Source organism: Bradyrhizobium sp. USDA 4011, from assembly GCF_054063415.1.
Genome location: NZ_JBSSGG010000001.1, coordinates 5,289,834 through 5,313,902 on the forward strand (window position 1 = coordinate 5,289,834; position 24,069 = coordinate 5,313,902).

The 24,069-nt window shown below is 60.5% G+C and carries 28 protein-coding genes and 1 pseudogene; 23 read left to right on the forward strand and 6 right to left on the reverse strand.

The features are described 5' to 3' along the window. Positions 1-47 precede the first annotated feature (47 nt). The 3 genes from ACVW1C_RS24725 (at position 48) to ACVW1C_RS24735 (ending at position 4,725) form a co-directional block, all read left to right on the forward strand. Positions 48-725 (forward strand): antibiotic biosynthesis monooxygenase family protein, encoded by a 678-nt coding sequence (locus ACVW1C_RS24725; protein WP_456760632.1) that lies wholly within the window; start codon positions 48-50, stop codon positions 723-725. After that, the gene (locus ACVW1C_RS24730; protein WP_456760633.1) at positions 722-3,763 is read left to right on the forward strand and encodes an ATP-binding protein; all 3,042 of its coding nucleotides are present in this window, start codon (positions 722-724) and stop codon (positions 3,761-3,763) included. Before ACVW1C_RS24725 ends, ACVW1C_RS24730 begins: the two co-directional genes overlap by 4 nt. Before the next feature lie 239 nt (positions 3,764-4,002). Beyond that, positions 4,003-4,725, forward strand: coding sequence for a hypothetical protein (locus ACVW1C_RS24735; RefSeq protein WP_456760634.1), 723 nt, complete (start codon positions 4,003-4,005; stop codon positions 4,723-4,725). A 66-nt stretch (positions 4,726-4,791) separates the two neighbouring features. Here the strand turns inward: ACVW1C_RS24735 and ACVW1C_RS24740 are convergent, their stop codons facing one another. Further along, positions 4,792-5,001, reverse strand: coding sequence for a hypothetical protein (locus tag ACVW1C_RS24740; RefSeq protein WP_456760635.1), 210 nt, complete (start codon positions 4,999-5,001; stop codon positions 4,792-4,794). A gap of 765 nt (positions 5,002-5,766) precedes the next feature. Between ACVW1C_RS24740 and ACVW1C_RS24745 the strand changes: the two genes are divergently transcribed. Next, positions 5,767-6,030, forward strand: coding sequence for a response regulator transcription factor (locus tag ACVW1C_RS24745; protein ID WP_456760636.1), 264 nt, complete (start codon positions 5,767-5,769; stop codon positions 6,028-6,030). Between the two features lie 141 nt (positions 6,031-6,171). Next, positions 6,172-6,645 (forward strand): hypothetical protein, encoded by a 474-nt coding sequence (locus tag ACVW1C_RS24750; protein ID WP_456760637.1) that lies wholly within the window; start codon positions 6,172-6,174, stop codon positions 6,643-6,645. On the opposite strand, the gene ACVW1C_RS24755 is transcribed toward ACVW1C_RS24750, so the two are convergent. The 3 genes from ACVW1C_RS24755 to ACVW1C_RS24765 form a co-directional block, all read right to left on the reverse strand. After that, positions 6,610-7,017 (reverse strand): globin domain-containing protein, encoded by a 408-nt coding sequence (locus tag ACVW1C_RS24755; RefSeq protein WP_456760638.1) that lies wholly within the window; start codon positions 7,015-7,017, stop codon positions 6,610-6,612. The genes ACVW1C_RS24750 and ACVW1C_RS24755 overlap by 36 nt on opposite strands. A 25-nt stretch (positions 7,018-7,042) precedes the next feature. Next, positions 7,043-7,489 (reverse strand): SDR family oxidoreductase, encoded by a 447-nt coding sequence (locus ACVW1C_RS24760; RefSeq protein WP_456760639.1) that lies wholly within the window; start codon positions 7,487-7,489, stop codon positions 7,043-7,045. 71 nt (positions 7,490-7,560) lie between these two features. Next, complete coding sequence (locus ACVW1C_RS24765; protein ID WP_456760640.1) at positions 7,561-7,863, reverse strand: plasmid stabilization protein; 303 nt, start codon at positions 7,861-7,863, stop codon at positions 7,561-7,563. 233 nt (positions 7,864-8,096) lie between these two features. Between ACVW1C_RS24765 and ACVW1C_RS24770 the strand changes: the two genes are divergently transcribed. The 16 genes and pseudogenes from ACVW1C_RS24770 to ACVW1C_RS24845 all read left to right on the forward strand — a co-directional run bounded on the left by ACVW1C_RS24770 (position 8,097) and on the right by ACVW1C_RS24845 (position 19,494). Further along, on the forward strand, positions 8,097-8,381 hold the full coding sequence (locus ACVW1C_RS24770; protein WP_456763163.1) for a CYTH domain-containing protein: 285 nt from the start codon (positions 8,097-8,099) through the stop codon (positions 8,379-8,381). Further along, positions 8,366-9,223: a CHAD domain-containing protein gene (locus ACVW1C_RS24775; protein ID WP_456760641.1), complete on the forward strand. Its 858-nt coding sequence runs from the start codon at positions 8,366-8,368 to the stop codon at positions 9,221-9,223. Before ACVW1C_RS24770 ends, ACVW1C_RS24775 begins: the two co-directional genes overlap by 16 nt. A gap of 280 nt (positions 9,224-9,503) precedes the next feature. Then, positions 9,504-9,935, forward strand: a pseudogene (locus tag ACVW1C_RS24780) (HAD family hydrolase); the annotation flags it as partial. Between the two features lie 286 nt (positions 9,936-10,221). Continuing rightward, complete coding sequence (locus tag ACVW1C_RS24785) at positions 10,222-10,401, forward strand: DUF3606 domain-containing protein (protein WP_092117711.1); 180 nt, start codon at positions 10,222-10,224, stop codon at positions 10,399-10,401. A 2-nt stretch (positions 10,402-10,403) separates the two neighbouring features. Continuing rightward, complete coding sequence (locus ACVW1C_RS24790) at positions 10,404-10,583, forward strand: DUF2934 domain-containing protein (protein WP_456760642.1); 180 nt, start codon at positions 10,404-10,406, stop codon at positions 10,581-10,583. 397 nt (positions 10,584-10,980) lie between these two features. After that, positions 10,981-11,829: a hypothetical protein gene (locus ACVW1C_RS24795; protein WP_456760643.1), complete on the forward strand. Its 849-nt coding sequence runs from the start codon at positions 10,981-10,983 to the stop codon at positions 11,827-11,829. Between the two features lie 33 nt (positions 11,830-11,862). After that, the gene (locus ACVW1C_RS24800) at positions 11,863-12,084 is read left to right on the forward strand and encodes a hypothetical protein (protein WP_456760644.1); all 222 of its coding nucleotides are present in this window, start codon (positions 11,863-11,865) and stop codon (positions 12,082-12,084) included. 4 nt (positions 12,085-12,088) lie between these two features. Then, a complete protein-coding gene (locus tag ACVW1C_RS24805) occupies positions 12,089-12,532 on the forward strand; it encodes a hypothetical protein (protein ID WP_456760645.1) in 444 nt (147 codons plus the stop codon). A 201-nt stretch (positions 12,533-12,733) separates the two neighbouring features. Beyond that, positions 12,734-13,231: a hypothetical protein gene (locus ACVW1C_RS24810; protein WP_456760646.1), complete on the forward strand. Its 498-nt coding sequence runs from the start codon at positions 12,734-12,736 to the stop codon at positions 13,229-13,231. Between the two features lie 8 nt (positions 13,232-13,239). Beyond that, positions 13,240-14,325: a YihY/virulence factor BrkB family protein gene (locus ACVW1C_RS24815; protein WP_456760647.1), complete on the forward strand. Its 1,086-nt coding sequence runs from the start codon at positions 13,240-13,242 to the stop codon at positions 14,323-14,325. 666 nt (positions 14,326-14,991) lie between these two features. Then, on the forward strand, positions 14,992-15,552 hold the full coding sequence (locus ACVW1C_RS24820; protein WP_456760648.1) for a type 1 glutamine amidotransferase domain-containing protein: 561 nt from the start codon (positions 14,992-14,994) through the stop codon (positions 15,550-15,552). A 318-nt stretch (positions 15,553-15,870) separates the two neighbouring features. Continuing rightward, positions 15,871-16,344 carry a DUF2231 domain-containing protein gene (locus ACVW1C_RS24825; RefSeq protein ID WP_456760649.1) on the forward strand — a complete coding sequence of 158 codons (474 nt, stop codon included), beginning with the start codon at positions 15,871-15,873 and terminating at the stop codon, positions 16,342-16,344. Continuing rightward, positions 16,344-17,687: a PQQ-dependent sugar dehydrogenase gene (locus ACVW1C_RS24830; protein WP_456760650.1), complete on the forward strand. Its 1,344-nt coding sequence runs from the start codon at positions 16,344-16,346 to the stop codon at positions 17,685-17,687. The genes ACVW1C_RS24825 and ACVW1C_RS24830 overlap by 1 nt, the downstream gene beginning before the upstream one ends. A 259-nt stretch (positions 17,688-17,946) precedes the next feature. After that, positions 17,947-18,105: a hypothetical protein gene (locus tag ACVW1C_RS24835; protein ID WP_456760651.1), complete on the forward strand. Its 159-nt coding sequence runs from the start codon at positions 17,947-17,949 to the stop codon at positions 18,103-18,105. Between the two features lie 279 nt (positions 18,106-18,384). Next, on the forward strand, positions 18,385-18,597 hold the full coding sequence (locus ACVW1C_RS24840; protein WP_456760652.1) for a hypothetical protein: 213 nt from the start codon (positions 18,385-18,387) through the stop codon (positions 18,595-18,597). A 288-nt stretch (positions 18,598-18,885) separates the two neighbouring features. Continuing rightward, positions 18,886-19,494, forward strand: a complete 609-nt coding sequence (locus ACVW1C_RS24845; protein ID WP_456760653.1) for a cysteine hydrolase — start codon at positions 18,886-18,888, stop codon at positions 19,492-19,494. Between the two features lie 254 nt (positions 19,495-19,748). Here ACVW1C_RS24845 and ACVW1C_RS24850 read toward each other — a convergent pair whose 3' ends face one another. Beyond that, positions 19,749-20,318 (reverse strand): inorganic diphosphatase, encoded by a 570-nt coding sequence (locus ACVW1C_RS24850; protein ID WP_456760654.1) that lies wholly within the window; start codon positions 20,316-20,318, stop codon positions 19,749-19,751. A 22-nt stretch (positions 20,319-20,340) separates the two neighbouring features. Continuing rightward, positions 20,341-20,856 (reverse strand): YciE/YciF ferroxidase family protein, encoded by a 516-nt coding sequence (locus ACVW1C_RS24855; protein ID WP_456760655.1) that lies wholly within the window; start codon positions 20,854-20,856, stop codon positions 20,341-20,343. A gap of 192 nt (positions 20,857-21,048) precedes the next feature. Here ACVW1C_RS24855 and ACVW1C_RS24860 point away from each other — a divergent pair, with 192 nt between their 5' ends. Beyond that, positions 21,049-22,554: an FAD-dependent oxidoreductase gene (locus ACVW1C_RS24860; RefSeq protein WP_456760656.1), complete on the forward strand. Its 1,506-nt coding sequence runs from the start codon at positions 21,049-21,051 to the stop codon at positions 22,552-22,554. After that, the gene (locus ACVW1C_RS24865) at positions 22,473-23,828 is read left to right on the forward strand and encodes an FAD-dependent oxidoreductase (protein WP_456760657.1); all 1,356 of its coding nucleotides are present in this window, start codon (positions 22,473-22,475) and stop codon (positions 23,826-23,828) included. Before ACVW1C_RS24860 ends, ACVW1C_RS24865 begins: the two co-directional genes overlap by 82 nt. Positions 23,829-24,069: the final 241 nt, after the last annotated feature.

Genomic DNA, 24,069 nt, shown 5'->3' on the forward strand with positions numbered 1-24,069 from the left:
CGTTGGACGCTCCCGGCGGCGGAGCGAGAAACCAAGAGGAAACGACGATGTTCTCAGTGATCTTCGAAGTTCATCCCAAACCGGACCAGTGGGACGGCTACCTGGGTGTCGCCAAAATGCTGCGGCCGGAGTTGGAGCAGATCGACGGCTTCATCGAGAACGTCCGCTACAAGAGCCTCACCCGGCCGGGCTGGCTCCTGTCGCTCTCCGGATGGCGGGACGAGAAATCCGTCGTGCGATGGCGGACCGCACAGCGGCACCATCTCGCACAAGAGAGGGGACGGTCGACGATTCTGCTCGATTATCATCTCCGGGTTGGGGAGATCACGCGGGACACCCATGTGCCCGCCGGGCACAGGATCGCCGAGCAACGTCTCGACGAAACCGAGATCGGCGAAGGAACTACGGTCACGTTCGTCGACGCAAAATGGCCAAACGGCTCCATCGAAACATCGGACGAACCGGCGATTGCCGATCACCTCGCCCTGAATCCCGATGCCGGCGGCTTGCTTAAGTGGGAGGTCTTCGATGCCGTTCTCACGCCGGGCAACGCCGTCCTGATGATGCTGTGGAAGTCGAAAGACGCCGCCGCCGCCTTCGCCGCATCGGCAAAACTCCCGTCGGACGGGCGTTTGCGGCAGGTCCGCGTGGCCCGGGACTACGGCATGTTCGATCGTAGGGAAGCTCCCCAATACTATCCGGAAGCTTCCCGACACGGTGCATGACGCGCCCGACCCCACCGAACGCGCCCACTTGCCGTTTCGGAACGATCGTCTCCACTAAGCGACCGACCAGAACACAATTGCGTGACGGTTCGAGGAACCGCCATTTATCTGATAATTCACCGCTCATGATGAACAGCGGCGAGTTGCGGCAACCACCGGCGAATGGGAACTTCGACGCTGAAGCCGTCACCTTCGGTCCTTTTAGACTGATACCAAGCCAGCGCAAGTTGGAGAAAGATGGCGTCGCAGTCGCTCTCGGGGCACGCGCCTTTGATATTCTGCTCGCATTGCTCGAGCGCCCGAAGCAGGTAATTACAAAAAGAGAGCTTTTCGATCGCGTTTGGCCCGGCGTGCACGTGGACGAAAGCAGCTTGCGGGTGCACGTCAGTGCCTTGAGGAAGGCACTCGAAGGGGATGGGTCGAACGTAAAATATATCACCAATGTGTCAGGGCGAGGTTACTGCTTCGCATTTGCGGTGACCGCGATGGCAGCCGCGCCCGTTTCGGTCAACAGCGAACCGTTCCGTTCTCGGTTGCCCGTCATGCCGGCTGAAATCGTCGGCCGAGAAAGCGCGATCAAGGCGATCGCATCCCAACTGATTGCACAGCGCTTCGTGTCGATCGTTGGGTCCGGCGGCGTCGGCAAGACGACAACTGCAATATCGGTAGCGCATTCGCTTTCCGACACCTTCGCGGATGGCGTCTGCTTCGTCGATCTAGGTTTGCTCGGCGATCCGCAGTCTGTGGCGTTTGCGGTCGCGTCATCGACCAATGTTTCCACGAAGTCGAGTGATCTGCTCGAGTCTCTGTTGGCAGCGCTAAGCCGGAAGCGGACCCTAATCGTCCTCGACGGTTGCGAGCACGTCGCCGAAGCCGCGGCGGGACTTGCCGAAGCAATCTTGCGGCGCTGCCCGGACGTCCACCTTTTGGCGACGAGCCGCGAATCCTTGAGGGCGGATGGCGAATGCGTTCACCGCCTGCAGCCCCTTGAATGCCCCCCGGATGTTTCGGGCATGACCGCCACCGAGCTGCTTGAGTACCCTGCCGCTCGCCTCTTTGTCGGGCGACTAAGCACACGTGGAGTGGCACCGGACATCGCCGAGTCGGACGTTCCGACGATCGCCGCCATATGCCGCCGGCTGGATGGTATCGCGCTTGCCTTGGAACTCGTCGCCGGGCGTGTCGACACCTTCGGAATCACAGGCATCGCCAGCCTATTGGACAGCGATATGGCCGTACACCTTTCGGGGAAACGGACGGCTGTCCCGAGGCATAGAACCCTTAGCGCAACGATCGACTGGAGCTATAGGCTTCTTGCGGAGAACGAGCGTGTGGTCCTCCGGCGTCTGTCGGTCTTCACGGGGCCGTTCTCGTTCGAGGCGGCCCGACGCGTCGTCATCGATGCGAATGCCGCCACTGCGAACGGCTTGCTCGAGGAATTCTCTGCGCTAGTGGCAAAATCGTTGATAGCGGTGGTCGTGAACGGCTCCGATCTGCGGTATCGCCTGCTCGACACCACGCGCGCGCGGCTGCGTCATCATTTGATCGAAAGTGGAGAGGCCCACGAAATCGCCGTTCGCCACGCCGATTATTATTGCGATCGCATCGAAAAACTCTCTTCCCGAACCCACTCATCGTCAGTCTATGACGTTGATCGGGAGGAAGCCGTTTCGAACATAAGGACAGCACTCGAATTCGCGTTTTCATCGGACGAAGCGTCTGTCGACAAACTCCGGATCGCCGCGAGCGCTACTCGCCTGTTCCTCGATATGTCCTTGTTGATAGAGTGTCGCGAATGGGCCGAACGAGGAGTCGCTATCGTCGGGGCCGAGACCCAGCCAAGCCGGTACGCATTGGAGCTCTGGACGGCACTCGCGCTGTCGCGCATGTTCACTGACGGAGAGAAGTCGGCAACACATAGTTCTTTGATGAAGGCCCTCGATTTGTCGGAGGCCGTCAACGACACAAGCTACAAGCTCCGGATTCTCAGCGGTCTCCAGCTTTTCTCGGCCCGAGTTGGCGACTTTCAAAGCGCTTTGACGCAGGCGTCAAATTTTCATTCTGCCGCGGAAAAGCTTGGTAACCCCGAATACTTGTCGTTGTCGGAGGCGATGCTCGGTGCGGCTTACCATCTGGCTGGCGATCAAGCGAAGGCGCAAATTCACAGTGAGGCTGCATATGGCAGTTTCGGAAGCGCTCAAGACCCAAAGCTGCTGCAATACGGATACGACAACTATACCCGCAGTCTCGGTACGCTTGCCCGCGTCTACTGGCTTCGAGGTCGCGCGTCAAAAGCCGTTTCGGTGGCGCAAGAAGCCGTGAACCAAGCCCGGAAGCTAGATCATCCGGTCACCCTTTGCATGTCGTTGATGTTTTCGGCATGGGTCTTCCACTGGGCGGGGGATCACAATATCGCGTGGCAGATCATAGACGACCTGCAAGCCCAAAGCGAAAAGTATTCGCTGATCCCATTCCTTGCCGCGGCTCGGGGATTGGCGGGGCGGCTGTTAACGGCGGACGGCGATCAAAGCAGAGGGATCGCGTGCATGCGGGAGGGCCTAGATCTGCTCCGCGGCCATCGTCATCAACTGATGGGGATCACGGTTGCTACAGGTCTGGCCGAGGGCCTTGTGGCTGGCGGAGAGAATAGCGAAGCCCTGGCGATCGTCGATTCCGTCCTCAAGCAAGACGCCGAGGGGGGAGGTTCTTGGTACACGCCGGAAGTCCTTCGAGTGAGAGGACTCGCGCTCGCTGGCCTTGGCAGAGCAAGATATGCGGACGCGGTAGACAGCCTCGCAAAATCATTGGAGTTGGCCCGTACTCACTCGTCGCTTGCCTTCGAACTCCGCGCTGCTATCGACATGACTTGCCTTGGGGAGCGGAACGGCGGCGGGTTTGACCGTGCGCTCCTCGGGGAGGTGTGTGATCGCTTCCTCGACGCGCGCTCGACCCCGGACCTTACGCTCGCACGGTCGTTGCTGGCCAAAAGAGCGAAAAAGGGAGCTGCTGGCGGGAGCGATCCGACTGCGCAGCGATAAGCCTCACCTTGTTTGACATTCGCGGGTGCGCCGCCGGGTCCGAACGGGGCAGGATGAAAAGTTGCGTCAGAGACGTCCGTGAAGATTCGCAAAGAGTTGTAAAGGTGATGGGTGCCTCGCTTGAAGGCGACTCTTCAGGCCGTCACAGTAGGGTCACGATGACCTTGAAAGGCTTGAAGCGCGACCAGGCCTCCCACGTTGGTTATCCGCTCTTGAGTGCCGCGAAAGGGAGGAGTGGAATGAGCCTGCTAGAGCAGGTCTTGTCGGCGTCCGGCGGCTCCGACCGATGGCGCAACCTGCGTGGGTTTACCGTTCACATGACGATGAGCGGTTTGCTTATAGAACAAAAACATCGAGAAAACTCGTTGAAGGAAGTGGTGATCGAGGCTGACATCCGCGAGCGTTCGGTCCGTATTGTGGGCTTCGATGCCAGTAATGATCGTCTCTTCTGTGATTTGAGCCAAGTCGGTATCGAAAACGAGAATGGGCAAGTAATCCAGGCCGAGCGACGTTCTTTCGAGGATTGGACGAATCGTGCTTCGAATGGATCCTGGGATGTCCTGGATCTCGCTCAGTTCTGCGGATATTCCGTGTGGACCCTCGTAGCTATGCCGTACTTTCTGGAAACAGCGGCGTCGATACGCGAGGGCGATCCACCGCTCGTGAACGGTGGCTTACAGCCTCTTCGCCTGATGTATGTCGAGTTTTCCGAAGCGGCGTCAATCTATCCCCTTCAACAGAAGTTATTTTTTGATTCGGAAGGACTTTTGGTTCGCGTGGACTATGACGCGCTGGAACTCGGAGGAAGGCCGGTATCGCAATTTGTAAGTGCTTACCAGAATTTCTCCGGCTACATCATTCCGACGTTGCGGCGTTTGAGGCCCGTCGGGCCAGAGACTGGTCCAACGAAGCCGCCGGTGCTCGATATCGAAATTTTCGACCTTAGTTGCCGGTCCGAGTGATTTGTCGTGCGCCTGCGACAGCATGCGCTATGGTCCGCCCGCCGTCTCGCTGCGCAGATCGGCGGCCTAGCTTGCTCTCGTTTCGACCCTCGGCAGGGAAGCGTGATATTCGTCCACGCTGTCAAGGTCGATCATGGTCTTGCCTCCCATCTTGTAGGCCCTGATCCTCTCATGCGCGATCAACTCATAAGCCTTAGTCTTTCCGAATCTGCCATAGCGGCAACCGTCCTTGAACTCGACGAGCCGGCGCCGGTTGTCGTAATCGTTGTCAACCATGGTTCCTGCATGTGTTCGATGATCTCCGCCACAATCGGATGAAGCCCTGCAGAGCGAGATGGGCATCTCCATGGCGCGACCTTGGTGTCGACGCGGGCTTACCAAGAAGGCGCCGCTTTTGTGGTGGCCGATGAACTTCCCAGTTGTCCGGGACGCGTTGATCTATATCGCCTACGCTGCCAAACAAAAGGCATCTCTGATGCCGCCGCTAACTCCTGCGCGCTGTGGAGTGCAAATAGGACAGACCGGAAGCGCTGTTGGCAAGCTAGTAGCCTGCCGTTCCCGCGCTCACATGGCCCATTAGGAACTTCCGGTGCACAATCACCACTCAAACCACGAATCTGAGGGTCGGACGTTCGAATCGTTCCGAGCGCGCCATCTATCTCATTCAAACGTCATCGATTTTCACAACGGACAAATTGCCCCAGACTAAAATCTCCGTTTAGTCTGGGGAGTTTTTTCAAGGCGCTCGGGCGATTCTGAGTTGTTGTCGAAAGTCGCGCTGTGTTCGGCACCCCTACACCTCGCTAACAGCCGCAATTGCTTCCTGCAAATCCCTAGTCACCAAGCGCATCGGGGTCTCCGCCAAAACCAGTTGTTCCGCGTGCTGAGGCTAGCGGAAGCCTAGCGCTCGAAATAGCCGTCGAAAAGGCCCCTTTGTAGGGCTAGTGTTTCAATCCGCTTGCCGAAGAGATTGAGCCTCTCACCCGTATCCGGACCGGCAGGCTTTTCGTCTTCGGACTTGTTATGCTCTTGGGCCGCGGCATGGAGCGGAAAGAAGTAGACGCACGTGGAGCCTCGGCGCTAGCAAGCACGTGGAGCCTCGGCGCTAGCAATAAGGAGGTGGCACGGGACCTGGACCTCAGCCCAAGTACTGTGCGCACCCATGTCGAGAGCGTTTTTCGTAAGCTTGAGTGCTCCACAAGAGCGGCGGCTGCATTGAAGGCGTCCTCAATGGGGCTGCTACCCTCGGAACCGACTGATTTCGTCTCCAAAGTGATTTCTTATCGTTCAGGCAATTCCATCTGAACAGAGGTGGCCCCGTTCGCGCGGTTGGCGGCTTGATTAAGCTATTCAGCGCCGGCGCCGATTACGTTGGCGGCAAGAGCGAGGAGATGCGGATGGACGAATTTCCTGATTGCAGAGAGAGATTCCGGGATTAGGTGTGGGATGAACAATCACATGTGGCATGTAACGCTTGTTGTACTCGCTGTCATCGCGCTCGGTCGCGCCCGCGCCCACGATTATCAGCACCCTGAGTTGAACAGTTGGTATGAGAGCTTGCGCAGCGGCAAAGGGCCCTGCTGTGATGGTAGCGATGCGAAGCGCGTTGATGACGCCGATTGGGAAGCTAAGGATGGTCAGTATCGCGTACGCATTGACGGTGAGTGGGTTGATGTTCCGAACGGCGCTGTCGTGGATGGTCCGAACCGCGCTGGCCGCACGATGGTCTGGCCTTACAACCTAGATGGTCCACCCGAGGGCGCGCTGCTTCATGCCTGGGAGCATCGGCTGATCGCGATCTCCATAATCTCCGTCTCGCAAGATGTGGAAAGCGACCAAATTATAAATGGGTTCGTGTCGGATCGCCAAGCGCGAGATCGTAGGTCAGACGCCGGCCGCCGCCTTCATCTCGCCGGCTAGTTCATCGTAGCAGACCGTCCACGCCTCACGAACATCGGGCGTGAGATCTTCTGCAAGTGCCTGTTCCAGGGTCCAGAGCAGCGCTTCCCGCGTCGCGTCGTAGTAGGCGGACTTAACGCCGTACTTGACATGACGGATGGCAAGATCATGGATCGCGGGCGAAACCTGACGCGGCTTAGGCAAATTGTAGACGACCATGGCAAGCATGGCCATCAGCTTGATGCCCTGAATGCGCATGTCGTTTTCGAACAGCGAGCGGAAACTCGAATTGGTGACGAATAGCCGCTCATAGAATAGCGCCCCGGTGACTTCTGGCATCACCGCCAGCCTGGCGAACGTAGTCTGGACAAGTTCCTGCTGAGTCGCATTCACGATCTCCTCCTCCTGTCGTGCGCGATCACGCCGTACGCAGCATGAGCCGCGCTTCTATCGAATGCGTAATTAACGGCGAAGCGGCTCTCAAGATGGGGTAGGGCCGCGCGGCGCCGTAGAACACGCCGCCGACATCGGTCGACAGGACTTTTCGCCATCTGTCGTCGCTAATGGGGGCCGGGTCGCCGCCTTCATGGACGCCCGCGTTGTTCAGGATGATGTCTAGCCGGCCGAAGTGACCGACTACTGCAGTGACCATTGCGTCTACAGCCCTGGAATCCGACACGTCGGCGGCATGGGCCATCGTCCGGTCGGCCGGCAGGCTCTTGGCTACCTTTTCGAGGGCGTCCTTGTTGCGGTCGACCAACGCGACCTTGGCGCCCTCGGCCGCGAACAAGCGAGCTGTTGCTTCGCCGATGCCGGACGCCGCGCCGGTAATGATGATGACCTTTTCCTGGAACCTTTCGTCCACAGAGGGCTCCCGTCGATCCGTGGCAACGAGAGCCATTCTCGCGCCGAGAAGCGGCAGCCGATTACGCGTCTTCAGGCAGCGCGCCGCTTTCTGGTCCGCGCCGCCTTCTTGGCTGATCGCGACCGATCCGCAGCGGGCCGCTTGGCCGAGGCGGCGCCGCCGAGACGGCCACCTTTCTTCGACGGCGAATGATCTTCTTCCGTTCCGCGGCCGGAGCCGCTTCTCTTGCCGCCGTGGGTCTCCCTGTTCACGGTCGCCCAAGCGCGCCGCTCGGCCTCCTTCTCCGGAACGCCGCGGTGCTCGTAGCCTTCCTCGATGTGCTCGGCCTGGCGCTTTTGCTTTTCAGTGTAGCTGGACTTGTCGCCGCGAGGCATGGGGTCCTCCCTCGATTGAAATATTCGGTTCAAAACCGGGAAGGCTCGTCTGTTCCAGTCCTGACGACAAGTTTGTGGTGCGGTCGCCGTGCCAAATCCCAACTGCGCAGTCACATCCAAAAAGACCTCCCGCCGCGACGGCGGGAACCTTTCCGTGATCGCGTCTTTTCGAATCGGCAATGAGCGTCGAGACTGAATTGAAGTTCCAAGCCTCGCCCCGCGGGCTATCGGCCATGACGAAGGGCGGCGTCCCCGGTGTGCGGCGCGCGAATTGGTCCCAGCAAGATCTTGTTTCGACGTATTTTGATACGAACAAGCGCAAGCTCAAGCGGAGTGGCCTCACGCTGAGGGTGCGCCAGGTCGACAACAAGTTTGTGCAAACGGTAAAGTCCACTGCTTCAGGAAACTTCACGCGTGCGAATGGGAGGCCGAGGTCGATCGCCTCAAGCCAGACATTGCCAAGGCGGAAGGTACGCCGCTCGATGATTTCAGCGCTAAGCACTTGTCCCGGAAGCTGAAGCCGGTCTTTCGCACCTCGATTCGTCGTGCCGTTCGGCTTGATCGTGAGTTAGCGCCAAACGGAGCCTTCCGCATTGTTGCGTCTGCGACGCTCCGGCATTTTGCATGCAATGCGGATGCGATGCGTGTACTGGATTCGGAGGCAATCCATCAGATGCGCGTAGGCTTGCGGCGAACGCGCGCCGCCATCTCGCTCTTCAACGATGTGCTTCCGCGAGCGAACACCGCGCGGATTAAGGCTGAGCTTAAATGGCTCACCCGCGAGCTCGCGCCAGCTCGTGAGATCGACGTATTCTTGAAAGAGCGCGTTCATCCCGTCGCGCATGAGAACGTGCCAAAAGGCGGCTCTCGCGCTATCGAGAAGAAGTTTGCCGCTCATCGGCTTGCGGCCTTCAAGCGCGCTGGACGGGCGGTCGCGTCCGCCCGGTTTCGTCGTCTTTTGCTCGATGTGCTCGATTGGATCGCGACCAGCAGCGCGTCAGCCCACGACAAGCGATTGATTGGTCCCTATGCGGCAGCACTGCTCGACCGGCGCATCAGGAAGGCACGCAAGCAAGGCAAGCGCTTGCAGGAACTCGATCCGACGCAACGCCACAAGCTACGCATAAGAATCAAGAAGATCCGTTATGCAGTCGAGTTCTTCAAGAGCCTTTACGCCCATAGCGATCACAAGGAACTCGCAGGGCTCTCCGACCGGCTCAAGAGAATTCAATCGGCCCTTGGCTCCTTGAATGACTTCATGGCGCATCGCGAGATGGGGACGAACGCTGCGCTGAACGCCCCTCGCGCCAATCGGGGGAATTTGTGGTTGGTCGCGAGCGCGAGGCGGCAAGGGGTTTGATGAAGGCGGCGTCCAGAGAAATCGGCCGGCTGCGCTGTTTGCGCAGCGAGCCTTGTTAGGCGCAGTTGACCGGGAACCCGTGCGGCCTCTCGCAGATGTTTCACAGCGCGAGCGAAGTTGATCCGACGACATTTGCGGCCCCTCTGAAGCTTCCCGCCCTGCGTCGGAAAGGTGCGCTTCACCGATCGCAACGGCAAGGCGAGGACTGAAGCCTACATTCCATTCGGCCAAAGGCCAGCACCTTGATTGCGTATCGTTGAGTCTGTGACGAAGAGTTCGCATGCGCATCGAGCCAGTCGTCCTGTTCGATCTCGACGGTACGCTGGTCGACAGCGTCTATCAGCGCGTGCTGGCCTGGAAGCATGCACTCGATTCCGAAGGAAACGAACTATCGGTCTGACGCATCCATCGCAAGATCGGCATGAGCGGCGGCCTCTTCACCAATCAACTCCTCCGGGAGATCGGCATCGAGATCAGCGCGGAGCGCATCGACCGCCTACGGCGCGCGCATGCGGCCTCTTACCAGCACCAGGCAAGCCAGGTCCGCCTGCCGGACGCGCGGGACCTTTTGCGATGGTTGTCGGAAGCTGGAATTCCGTGGGCGATCGCGACCAGTGGTCGAATGGAAACCGCTGCCGTCAATCTTGCTTCGTTGGGCGTCGATCCGGAACGAGCCTCGGTCGTGACGCGCGATCAGGTCGAGTATAGGCGGGCTTCGACGGCACGCCTACGCGCTTCGGGAGCGAAGCGGAGCGCGAAATCGGCGGGGCGCGCCTGGACGCGAGGAACAAAGGTTACTAGGCCGCGTTGGTCGGTCTTCCCGACGGAGCAGCCGGAGCAGGATGGCTGATTTGACCGCGGAGAAGCGAAGTTAGGCAGCCTGTCACCGAGTTCATCGCGGGAAAGCGGGCGAAGAAAACGTCGTCGCGACCGAGTCCGTGAGGTATTTGCGTGACCAAAGCCGTCCCGAATGCGCCGTGTGAAATAGCGAAGGGCCGATGGACAATCTGACCAAAAAAGAACAGCCGGACCGGTCGAAGATCAACATGCACGAGCCGTTTGAGGTCAAATACTGGACTCATGCGCTTGGCGTGTCGAAGGAAGAGCTTCAGAAGGCCGTCGACAAGGTCGGTAATTCTGCAGCGACGGTGCGCAAGGAGTTGGGCATCAAGGAGTAGGCATGGCGAGCGAACAGCAGATACGAGACTACGCGCACCTGCTCTGGGAGAGAGCTGGGAAGCCAGAAGGCCGTGACACCGAATTCTGGCACGCGGCGGAAGTCGAGTTAAATGCAGAAAGCGAGAGCCCTGACGCACCGACGGAGATCGACCAACCCAACAGGGGCACGCTTCCGGGGTGATCAATTCACCCGTCCAATTTTGAACCGCTTGGGTTGGGTAGCGAACCGTCATGGCGCTTCAGGCGAGATGGCCGGTTTCCAATTGGTCTGAGGTTCGCATTCGCGACGTCTCGCGACTCGATAGCCCTAACGAGGAATATGGCCGTCTTCCTCGTCAGCAACAGGATCGTTCTCCACCAACAGCTGTGCCTGTTCCAGCTTCTGCGGAGTTACCATCCGCTCGCGAGTGTTTACCCCGCATCGGGCTCGCTGGTTCGCATAGGAACTTTGGCTTCCTGGCCAGATTGTCAGGACGATTGAGCGGAGGAGGCTTGCATGAACCAGTTGATTTATCTGGTGGGACTGATCGTAGTCATCCTTGCTGTGCTGTCGTTCTTTGGATTGCGGTAGGTACATCATGGACAGTCACCAAAGTGTTGCCGACGTCGTCGACAACAAGGGCGGCTTGCGTCTGCAGTGGAGCCCGGTCTTCGGGGGTGCGGTCGCCGCAGCTGCTCTGTCGCTGATCTTGATCAGCTTCGGCGCTGCAACCGGCTTGGGCGTTAGCTCGAGTTCACCTTCATGGCGCGATGCATCGTCTGCGCTTGCGTTGCTGTCGGGGCTGTACTTGGTCCTGCAGGCGCTGGTGAGCTTCGGCGTCGGCGGCTATATTGCCGGCCGCGCGCAGCAGGTGGTCGGCGCGACGCCGGCCGACGTGATCGAAAGCAGCGACGGGCTTCATGGTCTGATCGCCTGGGCGCTCGCCGTCATCGTGGGCGCGGCGGTCGTCGCGCTGGTCGGACTATCGGCCGCGCGTCCGACGATCCAGAATCGGCCGTCGGCCACGGCCGCGGAGCCGTTGCTGAGTGCCGAGCTTGACCGTCTGTACCGGTCGCCACGACGTCCGGCCAATATTGACATCGGTTACGAACGGGCTGAGGCGGGCCGCATTCTATTGACTAGCTCTGGCCACAGCGGCGTGAGCACCGAAGATCACAGCTATCTGATCCAGCAGGTTGCGGCGGCGACCGGGCTGCCGGCTGCCGACGCCGAAAGGCGCGTCGACAGCGTCATTGGCGATGCCAGAACCGCAATCCAGCGGTCGCGGCGCAGTTCGGTGATTCTGGCATTCTCTGTTGCGGCGGCGCTGCTGTGCGGCGCGATCGCCGCTTGGGTTGCTGCCTGCGCGGGAGGTCGCCACCGCGATGGCGCACCACTGCCGGAGTGGATGGGAAGTCGGCCAACCACCGCCGTACCGATCGTTTGAGTCGTTGATTGAACGTGCTTGAGGAAGACAGAGATGGCAACGATCTTAACCATGGACCACACCGGCGACACTCGCCATTATTTCGACCCGAGTGACAGCGAGCAGCTCGCCTGGGCGAACGCGCGCTTCGCCGAACTGAGCTCGGATGGCTACACCGCCGCAGTGCGGAGATCGCACGGCGAAGCCGCGCTCGTCCGGGCGCTGGATCCGACCGCCGAGGAAACCTTGTTCTATCCAAGGCTGGTCGGCGGATAAGGCCATGACGGCCCGTCTGCGCACCGTACCTCTACTGTCCGCATTGCGGCGCGCCGTCGGTACGCTGGGTGCGACGCTGTCCGCGATTTGGGAGCGCTGGCAGGCCCACGAACGAAACGAGGCGCGCGGGCTGGCGCTGATGTCCGCATGGTTGTCGCCCGAGCAGCGCTCGCAGTTCGAAAAATGCAACCGCTTCGACGTCGTCGGCTCGGAGTCGGGCAAGCGATATCGAATTTGCTACGGGACATCGACCAACGTCTATGAAATAGACGACACAGGCCGCATTGTGGTCGGCTGGTGCTTTCGGCCGGTCGGTTGTCTGGTGCCGGGCGACGTGATGCTTGCCCAGAAGATCGCGCTCGAAACCGACGAGCGCGCGGCCCTCATGGTTGCCAGGCCGTTCTCAAGTTCCCTGCCGCCGCGCACGCATCTCGCTCCGATCAGCTAGGCACTCGGTTGGCGACCGGCCACGTGGCGGGAACGTGATAGTCGGGCGACGCCGACGCCGTCAAGCAGCGGCTCATGGACCTCGTCACTGCCATGCTCACCGATTCCGGCATCGCCCGGCCGGAGCCGTCTCAAGCCGCGGGGTAGGGAACGTCGATGATCCTGCCGGGTTGTCGGATGCCGACTTGCATTGGATATCGCCATGGGCGCCCACACCCGATCGTCTTCGCTGAGCCTGATCTTCCGCTCCTATCTCGGGGACTTGCGACGTTGGATCGGACGCTTGGTGACCGGCTACGCGGTGGCGTACGGAGTCATGCTGTTCGGCGCGGTCTCGCTCTTGATTGCGATCGGGATCGGGATTGGCGCGGCTTTTCACGCCCTTGAGATGCGCTACGACATCTGGATCGCATACGCGGTGGTCGGAGGCGCCTTTCTGCTGCTCGGGCTTGTGGGGCTGCTGGCGGGTCGTATTCTGCTCGCCCGCCCAGCGCCGGCGGTGCCGCGCCCCAGCCGGCAGTCCGACATGCTCAAGCGTGCCATCGCAGTGCCCATCGCGGCGCGGCTGATCGCTACCTCCCGGTTGGGATCGGGGGCAAGCGTCGACCCAACGACCCAGGTGCTGGCCGCCGGCGCTGCAATCATGCTCGTTGGCTGGTTTGCCGCATCGCGCTTCAAGCGGCGGCGCGACGGCATTTAGGGCTGGCGATGGCACAGCGCTCCAGTTGGCTAAACGACCTGATGCTTGCCGGTGCGACGGCTCTGGCAACCCTCGCGATCTATCGACATATCTCGCGGTGGGAGGCGCCGGTCGAGCGCGAGCAGGGCATCAAGCCCGCATTGGCAGAAGCACAGGATCGTGGACGGCTGGCTGAGACGCCGCTTCAGATTCCAGCCGCGGGGTGGAAAGATATTCTGGTGCGAACCTATCAGCAGATCGACGAGGACCGGCTGCTGGCGACCGCCGCCGGCGTCGTGTTCTACGGTCTGCTGGCGGTCTTCCCGGCCATCACCGCGTTGGTCTCGAGTTACGGCCTGTTCGCCGATCCGTCGACGATCTCGTCCAATCTGCAAAGCCTCGCGCTGATGCTACCGGAAGGTTCATTCGCGATTGTCCAGGACCAGATCGCCCGCGTGCTGGCGAAGGGCACCTCGACGCTCGGCCTGACCTTTGTGCTCGGTCTGCTGGTTGCGATCTGGAGCGCGAATGCCGGCATGAAGGCGATCTTCGATGCGCTCAACGTCGTCTACGAGGAGAAGGAGAAGCGTGGCTTCCTCAAGCTCAATCTGATGTCCCTCTCATTCACCGTCGCAGCTCTGATCTCGATCATGCTGATGGTCGGAGCTGTGGTCGTCGTGCCCCTTCTGCTGCAGCAGTTTGGCCTGGGCACACGGGCCGAGCTTATCGTCCGGTTCGGACGGTGGCCGATCTCGGTGCTCCTACTTCTAACGGCGCTTGCGGTGCTTTACCGCTATGGCCCCAGCCGGGCCGAGCCGCGCTGGCAATGGCTCAGCGTCGGTGCCGTCGCGGCGGCTCTCCTATGGTTGATCGGTTCCGCGCTGCTCTCCTGGTATCTTGCAAACTTTGGAAATTACAGCGCAACCTATGGCTCGCTCGGCGCGGCCATTGGCCTGATGACCTGGATGTGGATGTCCGCTATCATCGTGCTGTGCGGCGCAGAATTGAATTCGGAGATCGAGCATCAGACCGCTATCGATTCGACCGAGGGTCGCGGCAGGCCCCTCGGGGCGCGGGGCGCAAGGATGGCGGATACGGTTGGCAGGGCGTCATAGCAAGACGCTGGCTGTCTAGTACCGCCGCGCGATTGACCGGAAAGCGATCCAGATCGCAACCGACAGGAGTCCCGGTCCGCCGAGCACCAAGAAGGCTGGGCCGTAGCCGATCCATTGTGCGATGCGGCCGCCAAGTGCGGGGCCGGGCGACGCGCCAACGCCCTGGACGGTAGGGACCGCGCCTTGCCCGAGATTGATAAGCCCTGTGCCGTTCAACGATCGCGCAACCATGCCGGAAGGGCGGCGGACGCTTTTGCCTGGCGATGGCGCATGTTCCATGAACGCACGTGACCGCCGCATGATGCCGAGGTGGATGCTATTTTTCAACCGCGTAAGTTGCGATGTACATAGGAACCAATAACAGCACGTGCGCTTGAGCCAAATGGTTCAGGTCAACGTGCTGGAAAGACCGATCGAGCGCATCAGGAAAACCTGCGAGCTAATGGGCATTGCAGACAGGTTCGATTGTGCGCTTCCCGAGCTTGAGACGTTTCTCGAGGCGGAGGTCGCGAAGGGCGAGGTGAGAGAAATCAGGCTGACCGTTGACGGGCTTCGCTGCTTGCGACGGTTGCTGGCGCAGGCATTAAGCCCCCATCGCAGGACGTCAGATAGCTGTGCCGCTTCGCGTTGATCATGGACCGGTGAAGAACGCAAACGGAGCAACTCATGAATTTGAATAGCAAGAAAATTGCTATCCTCGCAACGCATGGCTTTGAACAGTCGGAGCTCGAAGTGCCGCGCGATCGCCTGAAAAAGGCCGGCGCCACGGTCGAAATCGTGTCGATCGCCGCGGGCGAGATCAGGGGATGGGACAAGAAGGATTGGGGACGTCCGGTCAATGTCGACAAAACGTTGGATCAAGCGGCAGCCTCAGATTACGACGCGGTCGTCCTCCCGGGCGGACAGATCAATCCAGACCTGCTGCGTGTCGAACCCAAGGCGCTGAAGTTCATCAAGGATATCTTCGATGCGAAGAAGATCGTCGCGGCGGTCTGTCATGCGCCCTGGCTGTTGATCGAGACCGGGATTGCCAGGGGCCGCAAGATGACCTCCTACAAGTCGATCAAGTCCGACGTGGCGAATGCCGGCGCAATCTGGGAGGACGCCGAGGTCGTCGTCGACCAGGGCGTCGTGACTTCTCGAAATCCTGGAGATCTTGAGGCCTTCAGCGCTAAGATCATCGAGGAGGTGAGAGAAGGCCGGCATACACAACGCAGCGCGGCGTGAGGTGGCAGTCATGGCGTTCTCGGATGAGATGACCCGATGCGCCGAGGCTCGCACTTCCTATTCCAAGGCCTACCTTGCCATGGCGATGAACCATTGCCCCGTCACCCGCGGCAAGCACGTTGGGCCGGCACATTTCCGCTTGATGATGGCAGGCGCGGAGATGTGCCGGACGGCGGCTTGACAGCCCGCTTCTGACAGCCGACGCGCTCGCATCTATCTTATCAAAACGTAGATGAGAATGTGTGCCGGGACGAGGCCCCACACACTTTAGGAACATCGCTCTGAGCGCGCCGTTGGGCTTTTTTCGGAGGTGCGCAAATGCACGAGGTCGTGACTGTCACCACGCGCTCTATCAATCCCGCCTCTACGGCAAAAATTGGCATGCATCCCCTCCATCCGATGCTGGTGCCATTTCCGATCGCCTGCTTCGTCGGCACGTTGGTGACCGACATTGCCTACTGGCGCACGGCCGGAATGATGTGGGCGAATTTCTCGGCCTGGTTGTTGTTCGCGGGACTGATCATGGGCGGTCTTGCCGCAATCGCCGGCCTGATCGACTTCCAGGGCAATCGCCTGATCCGCGGGCTGCCTTTTGCCTGGTTGCACATGCTCGGCAACGTCGTGGTGATGCTGCTCGCGCTGTTTGACGTCTTGATCCACAGTCGCGACGCTTGGACGTCGGTGGTGCCGACCGGTCTGGTGCTGTCGGCGCTGACGGTCCTCGTCATGCTGTTCACGGGCTGGCTCGGCTGGGCCATGGTCTATCGGTATCGGGTCGGAGTGGCGGACTGATGCGATTTGATCCGACAAACGCAACTCGCATCGCACTGGTTGGAGCGCTGACGGCCGGGCTGGGACTTGCTGGCTGCAGCAGGGAGACGGCCCCCGACCCGAAAACCCAGATCGGGGCGCGGCCCGACCTGCCGGCGCTGCAGCAATATCTGGTGCCGCCGATGCATGTCGCTTCGGTTGTTGGCTGGAAGCAGGGCGAGAAGCCCAAAGTGCCGGACGACCTGCAGATCAACGCGCTCGCTACCGGCCTGCAACATCCCCGGTCGCTCTACGTCCTCCCCAACGGCGACATCCTGGTGGTCGAATCCAAGGCACCAGGGACCGAGCCGATCAAGCGGCCGAAGGACTTCATCATGAAATGGGTGGAGTCATGGGCGACGTCCGGCGGTGACACCGGGGAAAGCAATCGCATCACGCTGCTGCGCGACGCCAATGGTGACGGCAAGCCGGAGATGCAGAGCGTTTTCCTCGATCACCTGCACTCGCCGTTCGGCGTCGCTTTGGTCGGCAACGATCTCTATATCGCTAATACCGACGCGATCGTCCGCTATCCGTATCACGAGGACGACACCAAGATCACCGAGCCGGGTCAGACTCTGATTCAGCTGCCGGGCGGACCGATCGACCATCATTGGACGAAGAGCCTGGTGGCAAGCCCGGACGGCGCGCTGCTCTATGTCGGTGTCGGCTCCAACAGCAACATCACCGAGAATGGTATCGAGGCGGAGAAGAACCGCGCGGCGATCCTCGAGGTCGAGCGCACTACGGGTCGGTGGCGGGTATTTGCCAGCGGGCTCCGAAATCCGAATGGTCTGACATTCGAGCCGCAAAGCCACCAGTTGTGGGCTGTTGTCAACGAGCGCGACGAGATCGGTCCGAATCTCGTGCCAGACTACCTGACGTCGGTCAAGGACGGTGGCTTTTACGGGTGGCCCTATAGCTATTTCGGTCAGAATGTCGATCCGAGGGTACAGCCGCAGCGACCGGATCTCGTATCGAAGGCAATTGCACCGGATTATGCGTTGAGCTCGCATGTCGCGCCGCTCGGGCTTGCTTTCTCGGCCGGAGCCAGCCTGCCATCGGCCTATCGCGGCGGTGCCTTCATCGGGGAGCACGGCAGTTGGAACCGACCGCGCCTCAATGGCTACAAGGTTGTCTATGTGCCGTTCGCAGTTGGCCATCCGAATGGACAGGCCCAGGACGTCGTAACAGGCTTTCTCAATGAAGATGAGAAGTCCCGCGGCCGGCCGGTGGGATTGGCGGTCGACAAATCCGGCGCCCTGTTAATTGCCGACGACGTCGGCAACACCGTGTGGCGCGTGACCGGCTCGGGTCAGCCCTGAGGGCTCGCTCCACGGTCGCGGCGAACCTCGATTGTCGAATCGTATCGGCTGACAGTCTCGATCCGCTCGACGAAGAGTTAAGGGAAGCGAAAATACAGAGGCGGGGAACTGTCGATCAACGTCAGGATCGACCTGGACGTATTCGTGATGATGATCGCCGACCCGGTCGTGGGTGGCCCTGAACGGAAGGTTTAGGAACGCATCCGAATGTCGGGGCTTCTCCTTTTGAGAGATCGTCATCAATCTTGAGGAGATCGTCATGAACAAGAAACCCGTGACGCAGGATTCCGGGCGCTCGAGCGACTGGGGTTCGCATGCGCAAACCGATAAGCCTTGGAAAGGCAATCCCGAGAAGGAGCAACGCTCCAAAGACGAAAAGCCGGACCTTGAAAAATGGCATGAATCGAACTCGCAATGACAGCGGCAAACCAACGGCCACCGGTCTATGATCGCGGCGTTCGCCGAACAGGCGGCGTCCTCAATCGGACGTTCGGCAATATCCGGAGTGACCTATGGATATGGGTCTGGAAATCATCTACGGCCTCGCAGCGTTTGTGCTGCTGACCGCGCTGATTTTCGCAGTGGTGCACATCATTTCCGCAACAGGCGGTCAGTCCAGGCCGGCGACGAGGTTGTCCGCGAGAGACTCGAGCGGAATGAGACATGACACAGCGCTTTCCTGACTTAGGAGGACATGATGGGATTGGCTCAATATGCGGTGGTCGCCGCCGGCGAAGAATGGGGCGTCCTGCATGATGGCAACGTCAATGGCGGATACGCCACCAAAGAGGCGGCGTTCGAGTCGGCGGCAGCTGCCGCGGCTCTGGCGATCAGGATGGGGCACGAGGTCCATGTCAGCGTGCCCGGTCGCGAGGAGGGCGAGGCGGCCCTGACCAAGCGGCCAAGCTAATGTTGCCCGAGCCGGAATCCGGCGCGCTCGGTAAGCCGGCTGACCAGTCGGAGCCGACAGAATTGGCTCGCCAGAGCAGCGCCATGACAGTGAGCGTCACGACCCCCGGCGATCAAAATCCATCAACCGCAATCTTGCATGCATCAGTGCCGTTCTTGTATCAACACGCGTGCTCCGGCCGGTTCACCGGGCAAATGATGTGCTTGCGGGTCTGGCGATCGGAGCCGCTGTGGAGCGCGTCATAAGACGGCTGACGGGATTTGGTCGTCAGGAAAGATCGGGCTAGTCATGGGGCAGCTACTTGCACCCCCCGGTCCGCGTGCCGTCCATCTCTGTGTCGACATGCAAGGGTTGTTCGCGCCATGCGCCCCATGGGCAACGCCCTGGTTGGAGCGTGCGCTGCCCGAGGCAGTCAGGCTGATCGCACCCGCGCCGCAACGTACTGTCTTCACGCGCTTCATTCCGGTCCGCAATAAGTCCGAGGCGCGCGGCGTCTGGAAAGCCTATTATGAGAAATGGGAATGCGTGACGCGCGACCAGGTCGATCCGGCGTTGCTTGAGCTGATGCCGGCCCTGACACGCTTTGTGCCGCCCGCCACAGTATTCGACCGCCAGACTTACTGCGCGTTCACCAATGGGCGGCTGCAGGCCTTTCTGGATGAGCATCAGGTGGACACGCTGATCATGTCCGGCGGTGAGACCGATGTCTGTGTGCTCGCAACGGTATTGGCTGCGGTCGATATCGGCTACCGTGTCATTCTCGCTGAGGACGCGCTCTGCAGCTCGTCCGATGAAAGTCATGATGCGCTTATCAATCTCTACACCAAGCGATTCAGCTTGCAGATCGAGGTGGCTCCAGTTGCCAGCATCCTTGCGAGCTGGAGCGGCGACGATTGACAACCGGTCAAGTTCTTTCCGGCGTAGCTTTCGTCGGGAAACTCAGCCGCTGCCCGATTGTTAAGAAGAAATGCCGAACGAATATACCGCTTGATTGCGGAAGCGTCGAGGTGTGGACGTTTGGCTGCCTCCATCAATGATTGAGAAGCCGCTTCGAGGGCTGCCGACTATGAGCGGCGGGCTGCGCTTCCCAGGAAGCAAAGGGTGCGGACGAACCCTAAACCATGAGGCCATGTGCATTAAGACCGGGCCGACTAGCGGGCCAGACGCTTGATGGTCTTGGCCGCACGGTTCGGACCGTGCCACCCGAGAAATTTCAGTTCCTTATTTTCCAGCGCATTCGTCGCTCGAAAGAACTGTTCGAGATCGTCGCGCGCACGGGAGGGCAGATTGCGGATATCCTTGATATCCGTTTCGAGCGGTGACCGGTCAGGCACGGCAAACACGCGGTCATTTCGCTCCGTCTTGTCCTTGCGCGTTTGTTCGACTTCGAGAATTCCGACCGGGCGACAGCGCAGCACGACGCCCGGATAGGTCTGCGCGTCATGCAGGATCAGCACATCCAGCGGATCGCCGTCCTCGGCCTTGGTCGAGGGGATGAAGCCCCAGTCGTAAGGATAGGTCAGACCCGCCATTAGCGGCTTCGCCAGGGCAAAAACACCGAGCTTGGGATCGAAATCGAGCTTGCACGAGCTTCCGCGCGGCGTCTCGACAACGGCGAAGATGTTGTCGTCGTCGGCCCAGCTTGGTAGTTTTGTCAGATTGGTCATGGCGCGACCGTCGATCTCGGCGTCGACAAATGGGTACGGGCCTCGCGAGTTCATGCGCCAGACCCGTGGGCGGCGATCAGGCGGCGGTGGAGCCCTTCTTGTTGACGCCCTTGCGCAGCGCAACCGTGTTGAGCTTGGTGTTGGCCGCCTTCTCCTCGTTCAGGTTCGTGGTCAGGAAACGCGCGATATCGTCGTGGCCGAGCTCTTCCGCCCAAGCGATCAGCGTGCCGTAGCGGCATATCTCGTAATGTTCGACAGCCTGCGCATTGGCGACGATCGCCGCATCGAGTACCGTCTTGTCTTCGATCTCGCCGGCCGTCTCATCCGCTTCCTTGATGATGCCGTCGATGGCGGGACATTGCGTGCCGCTCGCCGACTTGCCCAGTTTCTGAAAGGCCTTCTCGAGACGCTCGACCTGCTTGTTCGTTTCTTCGAGATGGCCCTTGAGGCCCGCGACCAAATCCCGGTTGGTGGCCTTGTCGATCATTTTCGGTAGCGCCTTGAGGATCTGCTGTTCGGCATAATAGATGTACTGCAGACCGTGCAGCAGAAGATCATCCATCGTCTTGATGTCTTTTGTGAATAGTCCCATGACCTCACTCCTTGATTCAAACCGATGGAACGGCGCGGATTGGACTTTGTTCCTCGCAGCCTTTGCCGCAGCGGCCGCAACTGTCGGGTCGCCGTTCTGACCATCCTTGCGAAGGCGCGCGGAGGCCGTTTCCCGTCGCAGGAGGAACTGCGGCACCGAGCGGGCGTTTTGCCATATTGCGCGGAGATCATGATGGTCAGTACCTCGCTATGGATGGACACGGAGATACTTCCAGAGGCGGCTGAGCTCAAAGGCGATGGGCATTGCGATGTAGCCGTCGTCGGCTCCGGAATCGCTGGGCTTTCGACCGCCTATGAACTCTCCAAGCGCGGCCAGTCGGTCATCGTCATCGATCGCAAGGGTATCGGCCGCGGCATGACAGCGCGGACTTCGGCGCACCTTGCGCCGCTCTGCGACGATCTGATGGCCGAATTCAAGAAACTGCGCGGCGCCGAAATCGCCAAGCTATTCTACGAAAGTCAGGCCGCCGCGGTCGATCGGATCGAGCAGATTCAAGCAAGCGAGAAGATTGCCTGCGATTTTATGCGACTGGATGGGTACCTGTTTCAGGGCAACGGCATGCCCGCCGACATCATCGACCAGGAACTGGAAGCGGTGCAGGAAGTTGGCGCGCCGGTCCATCGGCTGGTCGGCGTGCCGCTCAAAGGCTGTGAGAAACGCCACGTGCTTCACTATCCGCGCCAGGCAAAAATCCATCCCCTCAAATATCTTGCCGGAATTGCCGCAGTCTGCGAAACAAACGGTGTTCGCTTCTTCGCCAACAGTCCGGTCGAAGAAGTTGCCGAACGGGACGGCGGCGTTACGCTGCGAACCCCACACGGGCAGATCACCGCGGGTCACGCCGTGATCGCGACCAACGCCTCGATTGCCGACCGCTTCGAGCTGCATTCCAAGGTCGCTCCCTATCGCACTTACGTGGTCGCTTTTGCGATCGCGCGGGGTGAACTTCCGGACGGGCTCTACTGGGACACCGAGGATCCCTACCACTATGTGCGGCTGCAAGCGGGTCCGGACGATCATGATTTCGTTCTTGTCGGCGGCGAAGACCACAAAAGCGGCGAGGCGAATGACGCCGACCAGCGCTTTGCCCGGCTGGAGAGTTGGGCGCGTGAATTGATCCCGGCCCTTGGCAGCGTCACGCACCGCTGGTCGGGACAGGTACTCGATACCATTGATTATGCGGGCTTCATCGGCCGCGAGCCCGGCAGCGAGCGCATATACCTCGGAATGGGCGACTCCGGTCAGGGGCTCACCCATGGTGTGATGGGCGCGGTGCTGAACTCATCCCTCATTCTCGGCGAGGATCACCCCTGGAGGTCCGTCTATGCGCCGGATCGCAAACCTCTCGCAGCGGCACGGAATTTCCTGCGCGAGAACATGACGATCCTGCAAAACCTCGCCGAGTATGTGGCGCCGGGTGAAATCGCCTCGCTTGAGGAGCTTAAGCCGGGTGAGGGCGCCATCCTGCGTCGTGGTCTTGAGAAGATCGCTGCCTACAGGGACAAATCGGGCGAGCTGCATTTGCATTCGGCAAGCTGCACCCATATCGGCTGCCATCTGCACTGGAACAGCTTCGAGACCTGCTGGGACTGTCCATGCCACGGCTCGATCTTCGCGCCCAATGGCCAGCCGATCAATGCGCCGGCCGTTTCGGCCTTGCGACCCGTTCAACGATAAGCCTGCGTGACGAGATCACTTCACCTATTTTCGGGAGCTTTTCCATCTTCAAAGACGAAGATATCGAACAGGACGACCTGCGCAGCGCCCGCACACCATGGGCGGTTCTCCCGCCACCGTCCATCGAGCCGATTCCCGACAGCTTTCGCTGCGAAGTCCTGGTCATAGGCGCTGGTATCACCGGTGCCCTGGTGGCTGAGCGCCTGACCCGGCAGGGTCGGCAGGTCATCATCATCGATCGCGAGATTCCAAGCCTCGGCAGCACGGTCGCCAGCACCGCAATGCTGCTTTGGGAAATCGACCGTCCGCTTTTCCAACTCACACAGCTTTACGGTTTCGAGAAGGCAGTCCGCTCCTATCGCGCCAGTCACCAGGCCGCTCGGGGGTTGCGGGCGTTGATTGCGCACTATGGAATCGCGTGTCACATGCGGCCGCGTCTCTCGCTCTATCTTGCGGCCGATGAGAGCCCGAAGCTCATTCAGGACGAATATGGCCTCAGAAGCCGCACTGATCTGCCGTCCCTCCTACTGGACCATGCCGAACTTCTGCAACGCTTCACGCTCGTCCGGCCCGGCGCCATCCTGTCAAGTGACGCAGCCGACGCAGATCCCGTTCTGCTCACGCGCGGCCTGCTCGATCTGTCACTCAAGCGCGGCGCCCGCCTTCTGAGGGCCAACGCGGTCGCATATGACGACACCGCCTCGACCGTGACCGTCGGCCTTGAAGACGGGTTCTCGATCGAAGCGCAGCATGTGGTGCTGGCGACAGGTTATGTCATGCCGGACATCGTGCGATCCACGGTCCAACAACCGGCCTCCAGTTGGGCGATCGCAACTGCCCCGCAGGGGGATAATCTATGGCCGGAGCAGGCGCTCATCTGGGAAGCAACCCAGAACTACCATTATGCCCGCACCACATTCGATGGCCGCATCATCTTCGGCGGTGAGGATGATCATGGGCTGATTCAATCTGGCGCCCGCGATGCTGCGACCCCGGCAAAGGCGAGGGTACTGAAGGAACGCCTGAGAGCTCTCTGGCCGCGCGCCTCCAGCCGCGTAGCATTCGCCTGGTCAGGAGCCTTCGACGCCACCCTCGACGGGCTGCCCCTCATCGGCGCAGTGCCCGGCTGCAAGAATATCATTGCGGCCTTTGGCTATGGCGGTAACGGAATTACCTTCAGCTTCCTAGCCGCGGAGCTGATCGGCTCGCTTCTCTCGGGAGGATCGTCGCCCCTGCTCGATGACTTTGCAATCGACCGTGATATTTCCGACTAGCGGCGGGCGACAAGGCAGCCAAGCATGAAAGCGAGAGCATGAGGCAAGCGGAGCCTCGCGGAGAAAGCCGAGCGCTTGGCCCCGGGGGTTGACTCTCTTCGAGAATCTCCCGCACGCCTTCCGACACTTCTTTTCACTTTCGCCATGGCGTCTTCGATGGCGCCGAGATTTCGCGAACGATCCATAGCGCGCATAGGCAACGGGCAAGAAAGGTGGCGAGCACAGCCACGGGCAGTCGGGG